The sequence below is a fragment of the Nonomuraea sp. NPDC054003 genome, from assembly GCF_055585125.1.
Genome location: NZ_JBVJKR010000001.1, coordinates 1 through 17,245, shown reverse-complemented (window position 1 = coordinate 17,245; position 17,245 = coordinate 1). Strand labels below are relative to the sequence as shown.

The 17,245-nt window shown below is 70.8% G+C and carries 14 protein-coding genes and 2 rRNA genes; all 16 read right to left on the bottom strand.

Annotated features, from left to right (window positions below; genetic code table 11):
* Positions 1-49 precede the first annotated feature (49 nt).
* Positions 50-307 (bottom strand): 50S ribosomal protein L27, encoded by a 258-nt coding sequence (gene rpmA / locus ACZ6YG_RS00080; RefSeq protein WP_068925700.1) that lies wholly within the window; start codon positions 305-307, stop codon positions 50-52.
* A gap of 15 nt (positions 308-322) precedes the next feature.
* Positions 323-625, bottom strand: a complete 303-nt coding sequence (rplU, locus tag ACZ6YG_RS00075) for a 50S ribosomal protein L21 (RefSeq protein WP_148029977.1) — start codon at positions 623-625, stop codon at positions 323-325.
* Between the two features lie 220 nt (positions 626-845).
* Positions 846-4,040: an Rne/Rng family ribonuclease gene (locus ACZ6YG_RS00070; RefSeq protein ID WP_466016765.1), complete on the bottom strand. Its 3,195-nt coding sequence runs from the start codon at positions 4,038-4,040 to the stop codon at positions 846-848.
* Between the two features lie 130 nt (positions 4,041-4,170).
* Positions 4,171-4,923, bottom strand: coding sequence for a TIGR03936 family radical SAM-associated protein (locus ACZ6YG_RS00065; RefSeq protein ID WP_261808373.1), 753 nt, complete (start codon positions 4,921-4,923; stop codon positions 4,171-4,173).
* Positions 4,924-5,089: 166 nt separating this feature from the next.
* Entirely contained in the window at positions 5,090-7,000 is a 1,911-nt protein-coding gene (locus ACZ6YG_RS00060) for a TIGR03960 family B12-binding radical SAM protein (protein WP_148029975.1), read from the bottom strand.
* Between the two features lie 28 nt (positions 7,001-7,028).
* Positions 7,029-8,195 carry a rod shape-determining protein RodA gene (gene rodA, locus ACZ6YG_RS00055; RefSeq protein ID WP_219548655.1) on the bottom strand — a complete coding sequence of 389 codons (1,167 nt, stop codon included), beginning with the start codon at positions 8,193-8,195 and terminating at the stop codon, positions 7,029-7,031.
* Positions 8,192-10,228: a penicillin-binding protein 2 gene (gene mrdA, locus ACZ6YG_RS00050; RefSeq protein WP_364236643.1), complete on the bottom strand. Its 2,037-nt coding sequence runs from the start codon at positions 10,226-10,228 to the stop codon at positions 8,192-8,194. The genes rodA and mrdA overlap by 4 nt, the downstream gene beginning before the upstream one ends.
* Positions 10,229-10,233: 5 nt before the next feature.
* A complete protein-coding gene (mreD, locus tag ACZ6YG_RS00045) occupies positions 10,234-10,698 on the bottom strand; it encodes a rod shape-determining protein MreD (protein ID WP_148029972.1) in 465 nt (154 codons plus the stop codon).
* Positions 10,695-11,573 carry a rod shape-determining protein MreC gene (mreC, locus tag ACZ6YG_RS00040; RefSeq protein ID WP_466016764.1) on the bottom strand — a complete coding sequence of 293 codons (879 nt, stop codon included), beginning with the start codon at positions 11,571-11,573 and terminating at the stop codon, positions 10,695-10,697. Before mreC ends, mreD begins: the two co-directional genes overlap by 4 nt.
* Positions 11,573-12,604: a rod shape-determining protein gene (mreB, locus tag ACZ6YG_RS00035; RefSeq protein WP_219552595.1), complete on the bottom strand. Its 1,032-nt coding sequence runs from the start codon at positions 12,602-12,604 to the stop codon at positions 11,573-11,575. Before mreB ends, mreC begins: the two co-directional genes overlap by 1 nt.
* A gap of 274 nt (positions 12,605-12,878) precedes the next feature.
* Positions 12,879-13,289, bottom strand: a complete 411-nt coding sequence (gene ndk, locus ACZ6YG_RS00030) for a nucleoside-diphosphate kinase (RefSeq protein ID WP_466016763.1) — start codon at positions 13,287-13,289, stop codon at positions 12,879-12,881.
* A gap of 136 nt (positions 13,290-13,425) precedes the next feature.
* Positions 13,426-14,835 (bottom strand): hypothetical protein, encoded by a 1,410-nt coding sequence (locus ACZ6YG_RS00025; protein ID WP_466016762.1) that lies wholly within the window; start codon positions 14,833-14,835, stop codon positions 13,426-13,428.
* A gap of 83 nt (positions 14,836-14,918) precedes the next feature.
* Entirely contained in the window at positions 14,919-15,269 is a 351-nt protein-coding gene (locus tag ACZ6YG_RS00020) for a DUF4233 domain-containing protein (RefSeq protein WP_219552603.1), read from the bottom strand.
* On the bottom strand, positions 15,269-16,591 hold the full coding sequence (locus ACZ6YG_RS00015; protein ID WP_466016761.1) for a bifunctional folylpolyglutamate synthase/dihydrofolate synthase: 1,323 nt from the start codon (positions 16,589-16,591) through the stop codon (positions 15,269-15,271). The genes ACZ6YG_RS00020 and ACZ6YG_RS00015 overlap by 1 nt, the downstream gene beginning before the upstream one ends.
* A 365-nt stretch (positions 16,592-16,956) precedes the next feature.
* Positions 16,957-17,073, bottom strand: a 5S ribosomal RNA gene (gene rrf, locus ACZ6YG_RS00010).
* Positions 17,074-17,155: 82 nt separating this feature from the next.
* Positions 17,156-17,245 (bottom strand): 23S ribosomal RNA (locus tag ACZ6YG_RS00005); the annotation flags it as partial.

The window sequence follows — 17,245 nt, the reverse complement described above, 5'->3', positions numbered from 1 at the left end:
TGGATCGGCAGGCGATCCACCCCTTGTCTCAACCCCTCGCGACGGAGATTTACTCCGCGACGGGGACGATGCTCACGGCGCGGCGACCGCGCTTGGTGCCGAACTGGACGTGACCGGCGGTCAGCGCGAACAGGGTGTCGTCGCCGCCACGGCCGACGTTGTCACCCGGGTGGAAGTGGGTGCCGCGCTGGCGGACGATGATCTCGCCGGCGTTGACCAGCTGGCCGCCGAAGCGCTTGACGCCCAGGCGCTGAGCGTTGGAGTCGCGGCCGTTGCGGGTGGACGACGCGCCCTTCTTGTGTGCCATCTCTCAAACTCCCGATCAGGCCTGGTCGATACCGGTGATCTTCACCTGGGTGTACCGCTGACGGTGACCCTGGCGCTTCTTGTAACCGGTCTTGTTCTTGTACTTGAGAATGCGGATCTTCGGACCCTTGGTCTCACCGAGGATCTCGGCGTTGACCGTGAACCGGCCCGCCTCCGTGGTCACATCGCCGTCGTTGACGACGAGCACCGTCGGCAGCGAAACCGAAGAGCCGACCTCGCCGGCGACCTTGTCCACCTCGAGGACGTCACCGACGGAGACCTTCTGCTGCCTGCCGCCGCAACGAACGATCGCGTACACCGCGGAACCCTTCTACTGACTAGCTGTTGTCGATACACCGGCGCCCCGAGCGGGACGACCGCTGCCTCCGAATGCTGCGCCCGACCTCCGGCTCGTCCGAAACCGACGAACCGAGGGGCGCGCCAACAGGGCACGCCACCTAGCGCACCGATCCACTAGGGTACCGGATGATCCGTGCCCCTGGCGAACCGGACGATTCATCGGATCGCCCGCCAAGCGGTCACTCGGCGGACTTGGCTCGGCGGGAACGTCGCCGCCCCCTGCCGGAAGACTGGCCGCCGTGGTCGTCCTCATGCGGGACATCGTCAAGCGCACCGGTCACCGTATCACGGTTCCCCGTGTCCTTGGCCGCGGAGACCTTGTCGCCCATCTTGTCGGAGACCGCCTTCTCGACCGCCATCTTGCCCTGCGTGCCGCGCGGCTCCGGCTTGCTCTCGACCGGCTCCGTGGAGACGATCAGGCCCCGACCGTTGCAGCAGTCGCACGGCGTCGAGAACGCCTCCAGCAGGCCCTGACCGACCCGCTTACGGGTCATCTGGACCAGCCCCAGCGAGGTCACCTCGGCCACCTGGTGCTTGGTCCGGTCGCGGGCCAGGCACTCCAGCATGCGCCGCAGCACCAGGTCGCGGTTGGACTCCAGCACCATGTCGATGAAGTCGATCACGATGATGCCGCCGATGTCGCGCAGCCGGAGCTGGCGCACGATCTCCTCGGCCGCCTCCAGGTTGTTGCGAGTGACGGTCTCCTCGAGGTTGCCGCCCTGGCCGGTGAACTTGCCGGTGTTGACGTCGACGACGGTCATCGCCTCGGTCCGGTCGATCACCAGCGAGCCGCCGCTCGGCAGCCACACCTTGCGCTCCATCGCCTTGGCGAGCTGCTCGTCGATCCGGTACGACTCGAACACGTCGCCCTGGCCGCCGTCCCACTTCGTCAGCCGCTCGGCCAGGTGCGGCGCGACGTACTTGACGTACTCGTCGACCGTCTCCCAGGCGTCCTCGCCCTGCACGACCAGCGAGCTGAAGTCCTCGTTGAAGACGTCGCGCACCACCCGGATGGTCAGGTCGGGCTCGGCCGAGAGCAGCTCGGGCGGGCTGGCCGACTTGGCCTTCTTGCGGATGTTCTCCCACTGCGCCGACAGGCGGGCGACGTCGCGGGCCAGCTCCTCCTCCGAGGCCCCCTCGGCGGCCGTACGGACGATCACGCCGGCGTTCTCCGGCATGACCTTCTTCAGGATGCTCTTGAGCCGGGTGCGCTCCTTGTCGGGGAGCTTGCGGCTGATGCCGGTCATCGACCCGTCGGGCACGTACACCAGGTAGCGGCCGGGCAGGCTGATCTGCGAGGTCAGCCGGGCGCCCTTGTGGCCGATCGGGTCCTTGGTGACCTGCACCAGCACCGACTGGCCGGACTTCAGCGCCGACTCGATCCGCTTGGGCTGACCCTCCAGGCCGGCGGTGTCGAAGTTGACCTCGCCCGCGTACAGGACGGCGTTGCGCCCCTTGCCGACGTCGACGAACGCGGCCTCCATCGACGGCAGAACGTTCTGCACCTTGCCGAGGTAGACGTTGCCGACGTAGGACTGGCTGGCCTCGCGGTTGACGTAGTGCTCGACGAGGATGCCGTCCTCCAGCACCGCGATCTGTGTGCGGTCGCCCTGGCGCCGCACCACCATCATCCGGTCGACGGACTCACGGCGGGCCAGGAACTCCGACTCGGTGATGATCGGCGGACGCCGGCGGCCCAGCTCGCGGCCCTCGCGCCGGCGCTGCTTCTTGGCTTCCAGGCGGGTGGAGCCGCGCACGCTCTGCACGCCGTCGGCGGAGGTGTCGTGGGCGGCCGCCCGGCCGGAGCGCGGGGCGCGGATGCGCACCACCGTGTTCGGCGGGTCGTCGGGCGTCGTGTCGGCCGTGTCGTCGTCAGCGCCGCGGCGGCGACGGCGACGGCGACGGCGCGAGCTGGAGCCGGACTCGTCCTGGGACTCCTCGGACGCCTCCTCCTGGCCCTCCTCGTCGGAGTCGTCGGAGTCGTCGCCCTCGTCGTTCTCGTCACGCTCGCGTGACTTGCCGCGCCCGCGCCCGCCGCGCCTGCGGCGACGGCGCCGGCCACCGGTCTCCTCCTGGTCGTCGGAGGTGTCGGCGTCGCCGTCGGTGTCGATGTCGGTGTCGTCCTCGGCGGTGACCTCGGCGCTCTCGTCGTGCGCCTCCACCTCAGGCTCGGGCTCCGGCTCCACCGGCCGTACGGGCTGCGCCTGCGTGGGGTCGGGCGCCTGGAACAGCGGCGCGAAGATGGCCGCCGGGCGCCGGAAGGCGGAACCTCCGGCCTCGTCCCGCCTGCGGGCGGCCAGCCCGAACGGGTCGGCCAGCAGGTTGACCTTGATGTCGTCCTCGTCGAGGTCCTCCCCGGCGGGCTCGTCGTCGAGCGGCTCGTCCTCGGGCAGGATCTCGAGAATCTCCTCCTGCTCGTCGGCGGACCCGTCACGCTCTGCCGCGGCCTCCCCGGCCCCCGCGGCCACCTGCGCGGCCACACCCGGCTCGACGCGCGACTCAGCGGACTCGACCCCGGCACCACCCGCACGGGCAGCGTCGTCACGGACCTCACCCGTACGAGCAGCGCCCGCACGGTCGGCACCGGTACGAGCAGCGCCCGCCGCAGCGGTGCCCGCGCGGTCGGCACCCGCCGCAGTGGCACCCGTACGGTCAGCTCCCGCCGTAGCGGCACCCGCGCGGTCGGCACCCGCCGTAGCGGTGCCCGCGCGGTCAGCGCCCGTCGCAGCGGGCTCTCCCGCCTCGATCTCCGGCTCGGCCTTCTTACGGGACCGGCGCCGCTTCGCGGGCGCTTCCGGCTCGGCGGCCTCGCCCGGCGCACCGGCGCCGGAGACCGCGGCCCCGCTCAGCTCAGCCACGCCAGGGGTCTCGGTGCCGGAGGCCGCGACCGACTCGCCACGGGCCGCCTCAGCGCCGTTGGCGGGCACCTGGGCGTCGGGGGCGCCGACGGCCGCGTCCGGGGTCTCGGGGACGCCGGACGCACCGGTCTCCGCCTCGTCGGCGGTCTTCTTGCGGCGCCGGGTCGTCGTGGCCGTCGACCGGGTCCGCGTGGTGCGCTTGGGCTTGGCCTCCTCGACGGCGGCGGCCGCCGCCTCCTCGGCCGGGCTCACCGGAGCCGGCGCGGCGACGACCTCGCCGGGCTCTCCGGCCGCGCGTTGCGCCGCCACACTGGGCAGCGGCCGCCCTTCGGTCACCGACGGCGCGGCCTGGGCGGCCGGGACGGTGACCGGGGCGGAGGGCTTCTCCTCAGGGATCTCCGGCGGGGGCCCCGCCGGCCTCTTGGCCGCGCCGCGGCGCCTGGTCACCTGGGACTGTTCTGTTGTCTCCCCGTCAGGGCCATTGGCCCCGGCGTTGGGCTCGTTCTCGTCGAGCATGCGGGCGCTCTCCCGTCAGCCCCCGGGCGCGTCGCCGCGCCGCGCAGGAGCATCGTGTCTCGTTGTCCGCCACACCCGGAGGCGTGGCGCCAAGTCCTGTCTGCCGGTCACACCCCATGGGGCGCTCCCCTTAACCGGCGACGTGCTCACCCGCCGGTCCCGCCTCGCCGCCGCGCGTCGTATCGCGGTCCAGGTCGAGCGGGTCGGCAAGTGCACCGGTGCCGGCGTCGAGTGGCCCCTGCGCCAGCCTGGTCACCTCGGGGGGGACCGGCGGCGCGAAGTCGGCCACAAGGCGCAGCCCTGTGAGCACATCGTCGGGTCGAACGGCAGGAGTCATGTGCCGAACAACCATGCGCAGTATGACACACGACTGTCCGGGCACCTGAGCTGCTGTTCTCCCTGTTCCCTCCGGCACCGTGAGCCTCAGCACGGCCTCGCGCGCGTCGAAGCGCCGCGGCCCCTTCTTGGTGAGGCGCTCGACCTCCACGTGGCCGGCCGCGAGGAACTTCTGCACCGCCTCTTCGGCGTGCTCGCGGTCGGCGCCGGGCAGCCGCACCTCCCACTCGGAGACCTCCAGGCGGTCGGCCAGCGCGCCGGGGCCGGCCTCGACGACGTCGAGCACGTCAAGGCCCGGCGGCAGCGATCCGTCGAGGTCGGTCTTGACCTGCCGGGGATCGCACGGCGTGGTGACGCCGATCTCGAGGTATTCGGCTTCGCTGGCAACGCCGGTCGGCGCTGCTCCCGCGTAGGAGATCTTCGGATGTGGCGAGAAGCCCGCACTGTAGGCCACCGGAATACCGGCACGACGGACCGCACGCTCGACGGCCCGCGAGATGTCGCGGTGGCTGGTGAAGCGCAGGCGTCCGCGCTTGGCGTAGCGCACACGCAGGCGCTGCACCGTGGGCGCGGGCGGTGGCCCGTCGGGAACAGGTTTCAGTGCCTTGTCGTCCTTCCCTTGTAAGAGTTTCTTCTCTCAGGATAAGCCGCCCGGGCACCCGCGTGTACAGGATCATGTACGGCGAGACACCGGCCGCGCACCCGGCGCGTCGTCAGACGACCGTGAGCGGAAGGAGTTTGCGGCCCGTCGGACCGATCTGAATCTCGGTGCCCATGGTGGGGCAGACGCCGCAGTCGTAGCACGGGGTCCAGCGGCAGTCTTCGACCTCGCCGCCCGAGACGGCGTCCTGCCAGTCCTGCCAGAGCCACTCGCGGTCGAGCCCGGCGTCGAGGTGGTCCCAGGGCAGGACCTCGTTCTCCTCGCGCTCGCGCGTGGTGTACCAGTCGACGTCGACGCCGGCCCGCTCGGCGGCGGCCATCCATCGTTCGTAGGAGAAGTGCTCGCTCCAGCCGTCGAAGCGGCCGCCGTCTTCCCAGACCGCGCGGATGACGGCGCCGACCCGGCGGTCGCCGCGCGACAGCAGGCCCTCCACGATGGACGGCTTGCCGTCGTGGTAGCGGTAGCCGATGGCCCGGCCGTACTCCTTGTCGCGGCGCAGCGAGTCGCGCAGCGCCTTGAGCCGCCGGTCGACGGTCTCGTGGTCGGCCTGGCCCGCCCACTGGAACGGGGTGTGCGGCTTGGGCACGAAGCCGCCGATGGAGACGGTGCAGCGGATGTCGCGCGACCCGGTGGCCTCGCGGCCCGCCTTGATGACCTTCTTGGCCAGGTCGGCGATGCCGAGCACGTCCTCGTCGGTCTCGGTGGGCAGCCCGCACATGAAGTAGAGCTTCACCTGCCGCCAGCCCTGGGAGTAGGCGGCGGTGACGGTGCGGATGAGGTCTTCCTCGGTGACCATCTTGTTGATCACCTTGCGCATGCGCTCGGAGCCGCCCTCGGGGGCGAAGGTGAGGCCGGAGCGCCGCCCGTTGCGGGAGAACTCGTTGGCCAGGTCGATGTTGAACGCATCGACCCGGGTCGAGGGCAGCGACAGCGAGGTGTTGGTGCCTTCGTAGCGGTCGGCCAGGCCCTTGGCCAGGTCGCCGATCTCGCTGTGGTCGGCGGACGACAGCGACAGCAGCCCGACCTCGTTGAAGCCGGACTCCTCGATGCCCTGCTTCACCATGGCGCCGACCGTGGTGATCGACCGCTCCCGCACCGGACGGGTGATCATGCCGGCCTGGCAGAACCGGCAGCCGCGGGTGCAGCCGCGGAAGATCTCCACGCTGAAGCGTTCGTGCACGGTCTCGGCCAGCGGCACCAGCGGCTTCTTCGGGTAGGGCCACTCGTCGAGGTCCATGACGGTGTGCTTGTGGACCCGCCACGGCACGTCGGGACGGTTGGGCGCGACCCGCTTGATGCGGCCGTCGGGGTGGTAGTCGACGTCGTAGAACTTGGGCACGTAGACGCCGCCGGACTCGGCCAGGCGCATGAGCAGCTCGTCGCGCCCGCCGGGCCTGCCCTCGTCCTTCCACTCGCGGATGACCTCGGTGATGGCGATCGCGATCTGCTCGCCGTCGCCGAGCACGGCCGCGTCGAGGAAGTCGGCGATCGGCTCGGGGTTGAAGGCTGCGTGGCCGCCCGCGAGCACGATCGGGTCGTCGTCGCCGCGCTCGGCGGCCACGAGCGGGATCCCGGCCAGGTCGAGCGCGGTCAGCATGTTGGTGTAGCCGAGCTCGGTCGAGAAGGAGACGCCGAACACGTCGAACGCGCGCACCGGCCGGTGGGCGTCGACGGTGAACTGCGGCACGCCCTCGGCCCGCATGAGCGCCTCGAGATCCGGCCAGACCGCGTAGGTGCGCTCGGCCAGGGTCGCGGGCAGCTCGTTGAGGATCTCGTACAGGATGGCCACGCCCTGGTTGGGCAGCCCCACCTCGTAGGCGTCGGGGTACATCAGCGCCCAGCGCACGTCGGCGGAGTCCCACTCCTTGACCGTCGAGTTGAGCTCACCCCCGACGTACTGGATCGGCTTCTGCACCTTGGGCAGCAGCGGTTCCAGGCGAGGGAAAATCGACTCCGCAGTCATACGACCCAGGGTAGCGGCGCCTGGCCGTTCAGCCGAACGCACGCTGCCTCACGTGGATGGCCTGCAGCAACCCGACCCCGATGAGGTTGGCGAAGGTGGAGGTGCCGCCGTAGGAGACGAACGGCAGCGGCAGCCCGGTGATGGGCATGATGCCGATGGTCATGCCGACGTTCACGAACATCTGGAAGGTGAACCAGCACACGATCGTGCCCGCCATCAGCGTGCCGAACCGGTCCTTGCAGTGCCGCGCGATCCACAGCCCGCGCAGCAGCACCAGGCCGAGCAGCGCCACCAGGGTGACCGAGCCGAGGAAGCCGAACTCCTCGCCCGCCACGGTGAAGATGAAGTCGGTGTGCTGCTCCGGCACGAACCGGCCGGTGGTCTGCCCGCCCCCGAGCAGCCCTTTGCCGAACAGCTGCCCGGAGCCGATCGCGATCAGCGACTGGGTGCTGTTGTAGCCGACGCCGCGCGGGTCGACGCTCGGATCGACGAACGCGGTGAACCGGGCCACCTGGTAGGGCTCCAGCACGTCGAAGAAGAAGACGCAGAAGATCCCGGCGGCGCCGATGAGCGTGAACAGGGCGATCAGCCGCTTGCGCACCCCAGAGATGATCATGGCGGAGGCCGTGACGGCGGCCAGCACGAGCGCGGTGCCGAGGTCGGGCTGGAGCATCACCAGCACCAGCGTGATCCCGGCGGCCACCAGCGCCAGCAGCACGTCCAGGCCGCGCGGCCGGTCGGTGCCCTCGACCGGCTGGGCCAGCAGCATGGACGTGATCAGCACCAGGCCGACCTTGGCGAACTCCGACGGCTGCACCGCGAATCCGCCGCCGAGCAGGATCCACGAGTGGGACCCGTTGATGGTCGCGCCCAGAGGAGTCAGCACGAGCCCCAGCCCAACGAGCGAGACCAGGTAGACCACCGGCGCGTACGCCCGCACCGCCCGGTAGTCGGTCATCGCGACCGCGAGGCACAGAGCCACCCCGATCACCTGGTTCAGCAGGTGCTTCCACAGCAGCCCTGTGGAGCCGGGCGCCCACGTCCGCGTGGACGACCAGACGAGCAGGGAGCCGAGGACCAGCAGCGCGGCCACGGCGACCAGCATCACCACGTCCAGCCGCCACACCGCCGACTCCGGCCCGAACACCCTGCGGGTGAACGGCCGCCGCCCCGCCGCCAGCGCACCACCGGTCATCCTGGCACCACCGTCCCGTCGGGCCGGAACGTCGGCAGCTCCGACACCGGCTTGCCATCCCGCACCGCGGCCGGCCGTTTGATGCCGAAGATGCCCTCGTAGATCTCACGGGCGGCGGGAGCGGCGGTCTCCGCGCCGAACCCGCCCTGGGAGACCATGACGACCACGACGAACCGCGGGTTACGGGTCGGCGCGAACGAGGCGAACCAGGAGGTGTCCTGCTTGCCCCACACCTCCGCCGTGCCCGTCTTGCCGCCGATCGCCACCTGGTCCATGGGGAAACCGGCGAAGGCCCCGGCCGCGGTGCCGTCGGAGGGGACCTGGCTGAGCGCGTTCTTGATGTAGCGCCGTTCCTTCTCCGTCACCGGGAGCCTGCCGACGACAGGCACGGGAATGGTCTTGACCACCTTCCCGTCCGGCCGCACCATCGCCCAGCCGATCCGCGGGCTGCGCACCTTGCCGTCGGTGGCGAGCGCCGCGTACGCGCGAGCCAGCTGCAGCGGCGTCACCAGCACGTCCCCCTGACCGATGCTGAAGTTGGCCGAGTCGCCCGGCCGCAGGATGAACCCCTCGGCGCAGTTCTCGTGCGCCAGCCGCTTGAGGAACGCCGCCCGGGCGCCGTCCTTGACCTCGGGATAGCCGGTCTGCGCCCGCTTGCAGTTCTCGCCGCTGGTCAGCGCCCAGCTCTCCTTCTTCCAGCGGCGGTCGGGGATGCGCCCGTGCGACTCGCCCGGCAGGTCGACACCGGTGGGCGCGCCGAACCCGAACTTCCTGGCGGTGTTGGCGAACACCTCGGCGACGTGCTTCTTCGGCGTCCGCCCGCCGTCCTTCAGGTACTGGTCGTACGCGGCCTTGTAGAAGATCGTGTCGCACGACTTCACCAGCGCCGTGTGGAGGGTGAGCGTGCCGAGCGGGATGCCGCGGAAGCCGTTGAAGGCACGGTCGCCGATCATGACGGAGCCGGGGCAACTGTACTGGCCGTCGAGCGGGTATCCGGCCCGCAGCATCGAGGCCACGGACGACACCTTGAACGTCGAGCCGGGCGCGAACTGGCCGTTGATCGCCCGCGACGTCAGCGGCTTGCCGGACTTCTCCGACAGCAGGTGGCGGTAGGTGCGCGCGGAGATGCCGCCCGCCCACACGGACGGGTTGTAACCGGGCGCGCTGGACATCGCGAGCACCCGCGAGGTGCGCGCGTCGAGCACCACCGCCGCGCCCCCGTCGGCGGCCGGCGCGGACTTCATCGCCTTCTGCAGCGCCCGCTCGGTGACCGCCTGGATGCGCGCGTCGATGCTGGTCACCAGGTGGTGGCCGGCGACGGACGGCACCTCCTTCTCCACCCCGAGCGGCTTGCCCATCCGGTCGACCTGCACCCTGCGGATGCCGGCCTTGCCGCGCAGCTCCTCGTCGTAGAAGTACTCCAGGCCGTCGCGCCCGGCCAGGTCGACGCCCGAGAAGGTGGCCTTCAGCCCGACCCGCTTCTCCAGCTCCGCCTCGGTCACCGGGGACAGGTAGCCGAACATCTGCGCCCCGGCCTCACCCAGGGGATACTCCCTGATGGCCTGGATCTCCGCCGACACCGCGGGGAACTTCTCCTGCTGCTCCAGGATCTGCAGCGCCTCGCGGGTGTCGACCTTCTCGTCGAGCGGCACGGGTTGGTACGGGGAGCCGGTCCAGCACGGCTTGGGCACGTCGGGACCGCAGGGCGTGATCCGCCTCTGCAGCTGCGAGACGGGCCGGCTGAGCACCTCCGACAGCTTGCCCAGCACCTTGACCCCGCTGTCGCGCATCCGCACCAGCCTGTTGCGGTCGACCGAGACGACCAGCCGGGACTTGTTGCGCACCAGCGGGCGGCCCGAGGAGTCGAGGATCTGTCCGCGCACCGCGGGCACGATGACGGTCCTGGTGCGGGTCTCGGTCGCCCGGTTGACGAACTCGGGGCCGCGTACGACCTGCACCTGCCAGAGCCGCACGGCGAGCGCCGCGAGCAGCACCAGCACGAGCACCTGCACCACGAGCAGCCGGGTCCGCATGCGGTTCACAGCATGTGCCTCTCCCGCGCGCCACGCGAAGCCAGCCAGACCACCACGGGGGCGACGATGAGCGTGCAGGCCACGGTCACCGGGACCTGCTGGGTGAGCGTCGAGACCGTGACCCGCGGGTCGGACAGCAGCCCGCTCACTGCCGCGGCCAGCAGCGGCGCGAGCAGCACGCACAGCACGACGGTGACGACCTTGTTGCCCACGCCCCGCCCGGCCAGGTAGCCCACCAGCGCGAACACGAACGCGTACAGCCCCGCCACGTGCGCCGTCGGCGGCGCGAGATCGACGAGCAGCCCAGCCCCGAACCCGAGCACCGCCCCGGCGGCGGGCCCGCGCGCCAGGGCGGCCCCCACGACCGCCAGCAGCACCAGGTCGGGCGCTCCCCCGGCCGGCAGGCGCAGCCGGTTCACCAGGACGAACTGCACCAGCAGCGCCACCACCACGGCCACGACAGCCGTCATCGCGTCCCCTCCCTCCGCGGCAGCACCGCGTCTCTCGGGTCGCGCGCGGGCGGCTGCACCACCACGCCGACCACGTCCAGCGCGGTCATGTCCGCGTACGGGCGCGCGTACGCGGTCCTCGTCAGCTCGCCCGACGCCGGCTCCACCCGCTCGACCACCCCGATCGGCACCCCGGGCACGTACGGCGCGCCCCGGTGCGAGCCGAAGCTGACCAGGCGCGAGCCCCGCAGCACGGGCGCCGTCGCGTCGAGAAGCTGGAAGCGCAGCAGCCGGCCGTGCTCTCCCACGCCGTGCACCACGCCGATCTCCCGGCCCTGCTCCAGGCGGGCGCCGGCCGCCGAGGCGGGATCGCTCAGCAGCACCACGCTCGACGTGCGCGGGCTCGCGTGCACGACCCGGCCGACCAGCCCGTCGCCGTTGATCACGGTCATGTCGGCGCGGACGCCGTCGTCGGTGCCGGCGTCGAGCTCGACCGCCTCCTCGAACCCGGGCTGGCCGCGCCTGGCGATCACGTTGGCCGGCACCACCTTGTAGCCGCCGAGCGAGGCCAGCCCGAGCATCCGTTTCAGCTCCGCGGACCGCATGGTGTCGACCTTGCCGGCGGCCAGATCGGCACGGAGCCGCGCGTTCTCGCGGCGGAGCCTGGCGATGCTCTCCTGGGCGGCGGGAGCCCCGGCGAGGGCCTCGACGAATCCGGTGACCGGCCCGAACACCGTCGCCCCCGCCTGCTCGGCCGTGCCGAACACCCACGAGCCGGCCGCGCGCAGCGGCTCCAGCGGCGAGCCCTCCCCCGCCCTGTGGTCGACGGTCAGGATGACCAGCGCCGCCGCCAGAAGAGTTCCCAGGATCAGCCGTGCCTGGCGCGAGTCCCTCATCAGCGCCGCGACTCCGGAACCAGGACCTGCTGCAGCGCCTCGAAGTCCTCCACGCACCGGCCGGTGCCCAGCGCGACCGAGTCGAGGGCGTTCTCCACCAGGTGTACGGGCATGCCCGTTTCCTGCCTGAGCCGTTCGTCCAGGCCCTTGAGCAGCGCGCCGCCGCCGGTCAGGGCCAGCCCCCGGTCCATCAGGTCGCCGGACAGCTCCGGCGGGCACAGGTCGAGAGTCGACCTGACCGCGTCGGCGATGGCGTTGACCGGCTCCTCGATGGCCTTGCGGATCTCCTCGGCCGACACGATGATCGTCTTCGGCATGCCGCTGACCAGGTCACGGCCGCGCACCTCGGCGTGCGCCTCCTCGCCGTCGGCCCAGGCCGAGCCGATCGTCATCTTGATCTCCTCGGCGGTGCGCTCGCCGAGCATGAGCGAGAACTCCTTCTTGACGTACGTGATCACCGCCTGGTCCAGCTCGTCGCCGCCGACTCTGATGGACTTGCTGGTGACCACGCCGCCCATGGAGATGATCGCCACCTCGGTGGTGCCGCCGCCGATGTCGACGACCATGTTGCCGGTGGGCTCGTGCACCGGCAGCCCGGCCCCGATCGCCGCCGCCATCGGCTCCTCGACGATGTAGACCTTGCGCGCCCCGGCCTGGTAGCCCGCCTCCTTGACGGCCCGCTGCTCGACGCCGGTGATGCCGCTGGGCACCGCGATGATGATGCGCGGTTTGGAGAGATGGCGGCGTTTATGCGCGCGTTGGAGGAAATATCGCAACATCCGCTCGGTGACCTCGAAGTCCGCGATCACCCCGTCCTTGAGCGGGCGGACCGCCACGATGTTGCCGGGCGTACGGCCGATCATGCGTTTGGCCTCGATGCCCACGGCGACGATCTTCTCCGTGGCGGTGTTGATGGCGACGACCGACGGCTCGCTGAGCACGATGCCGCGGCCGCGCACGTACACCAGCGTGTTGGCGGTGCCGAGGTCGACCGCCATGTCACGGCCGAGAAAGGCGAGCTTGCTACCCATGGGGAACGGAGCCTTCCCGTGACGTTCGCAAAGGACTAAGGACTCACGACCGAATCCAATGCCGCTATGACTACGGACTGAATTCGAATCGTAACGTGACGTACCCACCTGCCCGCACACTGAGCCCGTGCGCCCCACAAAAATCTCAAGTCCCTGCGCGCACCGCGATTTTGCCCGGATTGCGCGCTACCACCCGCGTCCTCGGGTAGGCCCCGTAAACGACGAATGCCCGCGAGGCTTCAGAGCCTGCGGGCACTCGGGCGAGCCGTGGACCTCAGAACCGGTCGGGGAAGAAGATCTTGATCTCCCGCGCGGCCGACTCGAGCGAGTCGGAGCCGTGGACGACGTTCTCGCCGATCTCCAGGGCGTGGTCGCCGCGGATCGTGCCGGGAGGCGACTTCACCGGGTCGGTGAGCCCCGCCAGCGAACGGAACGCCTCGACGGCGCGGTGACCCTCGGCCACCAGCGCCACCAGCGGCCCGGAGGTGATGAACTCGACGAGCTCGCCGAAGAACGGCCTCTCGGAGTGCTCGGCGTAGTGGGCCTTGGCGGTCTCGACGTCGAGGGTGCGCAGGTCCATCGCCACGACCTTGAGGCCCTTGCGCTCCATGCGGGCGATCACGTCACCGATCAGGCCGCGCTTCACCCCATCGGGCTTGATCAGGACAAGAGTGCGCTCGGACACTTCGGGTTCTCCTTCGAACTGGGTCGCGGATGCGGGCTACGAGCACGGCCTGGCCCGGGATGCTCCGCCGCACAGGCCATCGCGAAGCTGCGGCACAGCTTACCGCCCCACGCCGGTCACCTCGTTTCCCGGCGGCTCAGGCCCCGCCCTCGGGCGACTGCGCGGGCGGCGGCACCGGCGGCATCTCACCGCCCCCGCCCGCCTGCCCGTCCTCCGCCGGCGTCGTACGGATCGCCGCGCCGGCCCCGCCGTCCGCCGCCGGCGCCCGGCGCGACATGACGGACACCAGGACGATCACGGCCACGGCCAGGAACCCCCCGACCAGCGCCCAGAGATGCAGAACACCGACGTAGCTGTCGACGAACTCCTGCCTCGAACTCTGGTCGAGCAGCGTCTTCTGCATCCCGGTGCCCAGAAGGTAGCCGGCCAGCACGCCGGGGAAGCAGAGCGCCAGGCCGAACATGGCCGCCCCCGCCCCCACGTCGGCGAGCGCCGCCGTCAGCGCCACGGACGCGCCGACCGCGAGCAGCGTGAACGGCACGACCAGCACCAGTCCTTCCGCCGAGGGCACCAGCACGCGCACCGAGCACAGCCCGGCGACCATGGCGAGCAGGCCGAGCTGCGTGAGCCACTGGCTGGACGCGGCCGACACGCGCACCGCGACCGCCGCCACCACCCCCAGGACGCCCGCGACGCAGAACGGGACCCACAGCCCCTTCAGCCCCGGCCCGCCCATGCCGCCCATCTCCACATACGTCACCTGGGCGACGCTGGGCAGCAGCACGACGCCGACCGCCACCATGGTGTACGCGAGCGTACGGCTCTCCCGGGCGCCGATGGAGGCCAGGGCGAGCAGTCCCACCATGGCGAGCGCCGCCAGTGTGATCATCAGCCCGCCGTGCCAGTCCTGGCTCGCGGCGCCGATGGCCACGGCCGCCACCCCGGCGGCGGGCACGATCGCGAGCAGGACGCGGCTGCGCTCCTCGGGCCGCGGGCCCGGCGTGGACGGCCGCCCGCGCAGCAACCAGAGCATGAGATACACGGCGGCGAGCGCCAGCGCGATGCCGCTGAGCAGCGGATAGGGCTGCAGCGTGACCCGCCACTCCGTCGCTCCGGCGAGCGGCCAGAGCGCGAGCGCCTGGGCACCGAGCAGGCTCAGCGCCAGCGTGCCGGCCCACAGGCCGCGCAGCCACCGCGGCCGGTCCCACACGGCGACCAGCGTGGCGGGCACGAGCAGCCCGGCGCCGACACCGTGGGCGACCCGCAGCACGCCGACCACGAAGGCCGAGTCCGCGTAGCCGCCGGCCGCGTCGGCGACGGCCAGCAGCGCCAGCCCCGCGACGAGCAGGTGGGCGGCCTTGACCCGGCGCAACGCCATGGCCGCGAGCGGCACGGCCAGCATCATCGCCGGCAGGGCGAGCCCGTGGGCGCGCATGAGCCCGACCCGGTCGATGCCGGCGGGCAGCAGCTCGGCGACGACGGACACGGTATTGGGAATGGCGACGATCGCCAGCGGCAGCGCGGCCACGATGAGCAGACCGAGCACGGCGTCGAGCACAGGCGCCGGACCTGCGTGCGGCTCGGCCTCTGGGGACCGATGAATCGGGGGGACGGCCATGACGCCCGACTTTAGCGGGAAGTCACGCCCTCGACACGGCGAGCGACGATAATCGCGGTGACCCAGAGCGCGGCGAAGATCGTCCCGAGGAAGAACATCGCCGGCACGAGGAACCCCATGGCGATCGCCAGCACCTGCGCCACGCTGCCGAGAACGTAACCGATGGGCCGCTTGAGCAGCCCGGTGGCGATGACGCAGAACACGGCCAGGCCGATGCCGGTGGTCACCGCCAGCGCGGGCGTGATCCCGCCGATGGTGATCATCACCGGCGTGGCGAGGCCGACCACGATCGCCTCCATGCCGAGCACACTCGCGCCCAGCCGCCGCATGCCAGGAGTCACCTGGAAGCCGAGCAAGCCCATCACGCACCCTCCGCCTTCAGCAGGACCCGCGCGTCACCCACCGTGACCACCGACCCGGTGATCAGCACGCCGGTGCCGGCGAACTCGCCATCCGCGTCGGCGATGCCGATGGCCCGGTCGATGGCGTCGTCGAGACGCTCGGTGACGTGCACGCGCTCCTCGCCGAAGACGGACTCCGCCAGCGCCCCGAGCTCTGCGGCCGGCATCGAGCGCGGCGACGAGTTACGGGTGACGACGACCTCGGCGACCATCGGCTCCAGCAGCTCCAGCAGCCCTTCGACGTCCTTGTCGGCCATGACCGCCACGACGCCGACGACCTTGGGGAAGTCGAACGCCTCGTGCATCGCGTCGAGCGTCGCCTGCATGCCGCCCGGGTTGTGCGCGGCGTCCAGCACCACCGTAGGGTTGCGCCGCACCACCTCCAGCCTTCCCGGCGAGGACGCCTGCGCGAACGCCGCACGCACCAGCTCGACGTCGAGCGGGTCGTCGCCACCGGTCAGCGCCTCGACCGCGGCCAGCGCGCAGGCGGCGTTGCTCGCCTGGTAGGCGCCGTAGAGCGGCAGGTAGACGTCGTCGTACACGCCCTTGAGCCCGCGGAAGGTGATCAGCTGCCCGCCGATGGCGACCTCACGCCCGAGCACCCCGAACTCCAGGCCCTCGCGCGCCACCACCGCCCCCACGTCGGCGGCCCGCCGCATCAGCACCTCGGCCGCGGCAAGCTCCTGCTGCGCGAACACGGCGGTGGCGCCAGGCTTGATGATGCCGGCCTTCTCCTGGGAGATGCTCGGGATGTCGGGGCCGAGCCTGTCGGTGTGGTCGAGCGAGATCGGCGTCACGACCGCCACCGTGCCGTCGGCGACGTTCGTCGCGTCCCAGGAGCCGCCCATGCCCGCCTCGACCACGGCCACGTCGACCGGCGTGTCGGCGAACGCCGCGAACGCCATGGCGGTCAGCAGCTCGAAGAACTGGATGCGCCGCCCGCCCTGCGCGTCGGTCAGCTCTACGAAGGGCTCGATCTCCTCATAGACCTGGGCGAAGCGCTCCTCGCTGAGCGGCTCGCCGTCGACGGTGATCCGCTCGCGCATCGACGACAGGTGCGGGCTCGTGAAACGGCCCACCCGGAGGTTGCGCTCCCGCAGCAGGCTCTCGATCAACCTCGCCGTGCTGGTCTTGCCGTTCGTGCCGGCGATGTGTATGACCTGGTAGGCCCGCTGAGGCGAGCCGAGCAGGTCCAGAAGGGCCGCGATCCTGTCGAGCGTCGGCTCGAAATCCCACTCGACGCCGCGCTCCAAGATCGCGCGTTCAACCGCACGAAAGTCCACCCCTCAACCCTACTGACCACCGCGACCCCTTTACTCACAACCCCCCGACGGTGGATCGGACCGAAACGCTCGATCTCGCCTCATTGCGCCTCCTTGACAGGCTGTCATCGACAAACGCAAAGGGCCTCGGCATGCTTGCCGAGGCCCCAGAAAACAAGAAAAGCCCCGAAACCATAGCCTCAGGGCTCACCACAAGAAAAGCCCCGAGGCCGAAGCCTCGAAACCCCCATAAACAAAAAGCCCCGAAGCCGCAGCCTCGAAGCCCTTGATGAAACAGAGAAGACTCCGAAGCCGTAGCCTCGGGGCCCTCACGAAACAAGGAAAGGCCCCGACACTAGTGTCGGGGCCCTTCCCATATGAAAATTGTCCGGCGGTGACCTACTCTCCCACACCCTCCCGAGTGCAGTACCATCGGCGCAGAGAAGCTTAACTTCCGGGTTCGGAATGTAACCGGGTGTTTCCTTCCCGCCATAACCGCCGTAACCCTCCGAAACACACAAACCACAGGGTTTGCTGTCTCAGAATTGCCTAGTGGACGCGAGCAAAACTCAAAAAGAATGCTTTGTGGTCAAGTCCTCGGCCTATTAGTACCGGTCAGCTCCACACGTTACCGCGCTTCCACCTCCGGCCTATCAACCCGGTCGTCTACCGGGA

Coding starts and splice junctions, on each gene's coding strand:
- rpmA (WP_068925700.1), bottom strand. CDS start 307: ATGGCACACAAGAAGGGCGCGTCGTCCACCCGCAACGGCCGCGACTCC.
- ACZ6YG_RS00070 (WP_466016765.1), bottom strand. CDS start 4,040: ATGCTCGACGAGAACGAGCCCAACGCCGGGGCCAATGGCCCTGACGGG.
- ACZ6YG_RS00060 (WP_148029975.1), bottom strand. CDS start 7,000: ATGACTGCGGAGTCGATTTTCCCTCGCCTGGAACCGCTGCTGCCCAAG.
- rodA (WP_219548655.1), bottom strand. CDS start 8,195: ATGACCGGTGGTGCGCTGGCGGCGGGGCGGCGGCCGTTCACCCGCAGG.
- mrdA (WP_364236643.1), bottom strand. CDS start 10,228: ATGCGGACCCGGCTGCTCGTGGTGCAGGTGCTCGTGCTGGTGCTGCTC.
- mreD (WP_148029972.1), bottom strand. CDS start 10,698: ATGACGGCTGTCGTGGCCGTGGTGGTGGCGCTGCTGGTGCAGTTCGTC.
- mreC (WP_466016764.1), bottom strand. CDS start 11,573: ATGAGGGACTCGCGCCAGGCACGGCTGATCCTGGGAACTCTTCTGGCG.
- mreB (WP_219552595.1), bottom strand. CDS start 12,604: ATGGGTAGCAAGCTCGCCTTTCTCGGCCGTGACATGGCGGTCGACCTC.
- ACZ6YG_RS00020 (WP_219552603.1), bottom strand. CDS start 15,269: ATGGGCTTGCTCGGCTTCCAGGTGACTCCTGGCATGCGGCGGCTGGGC.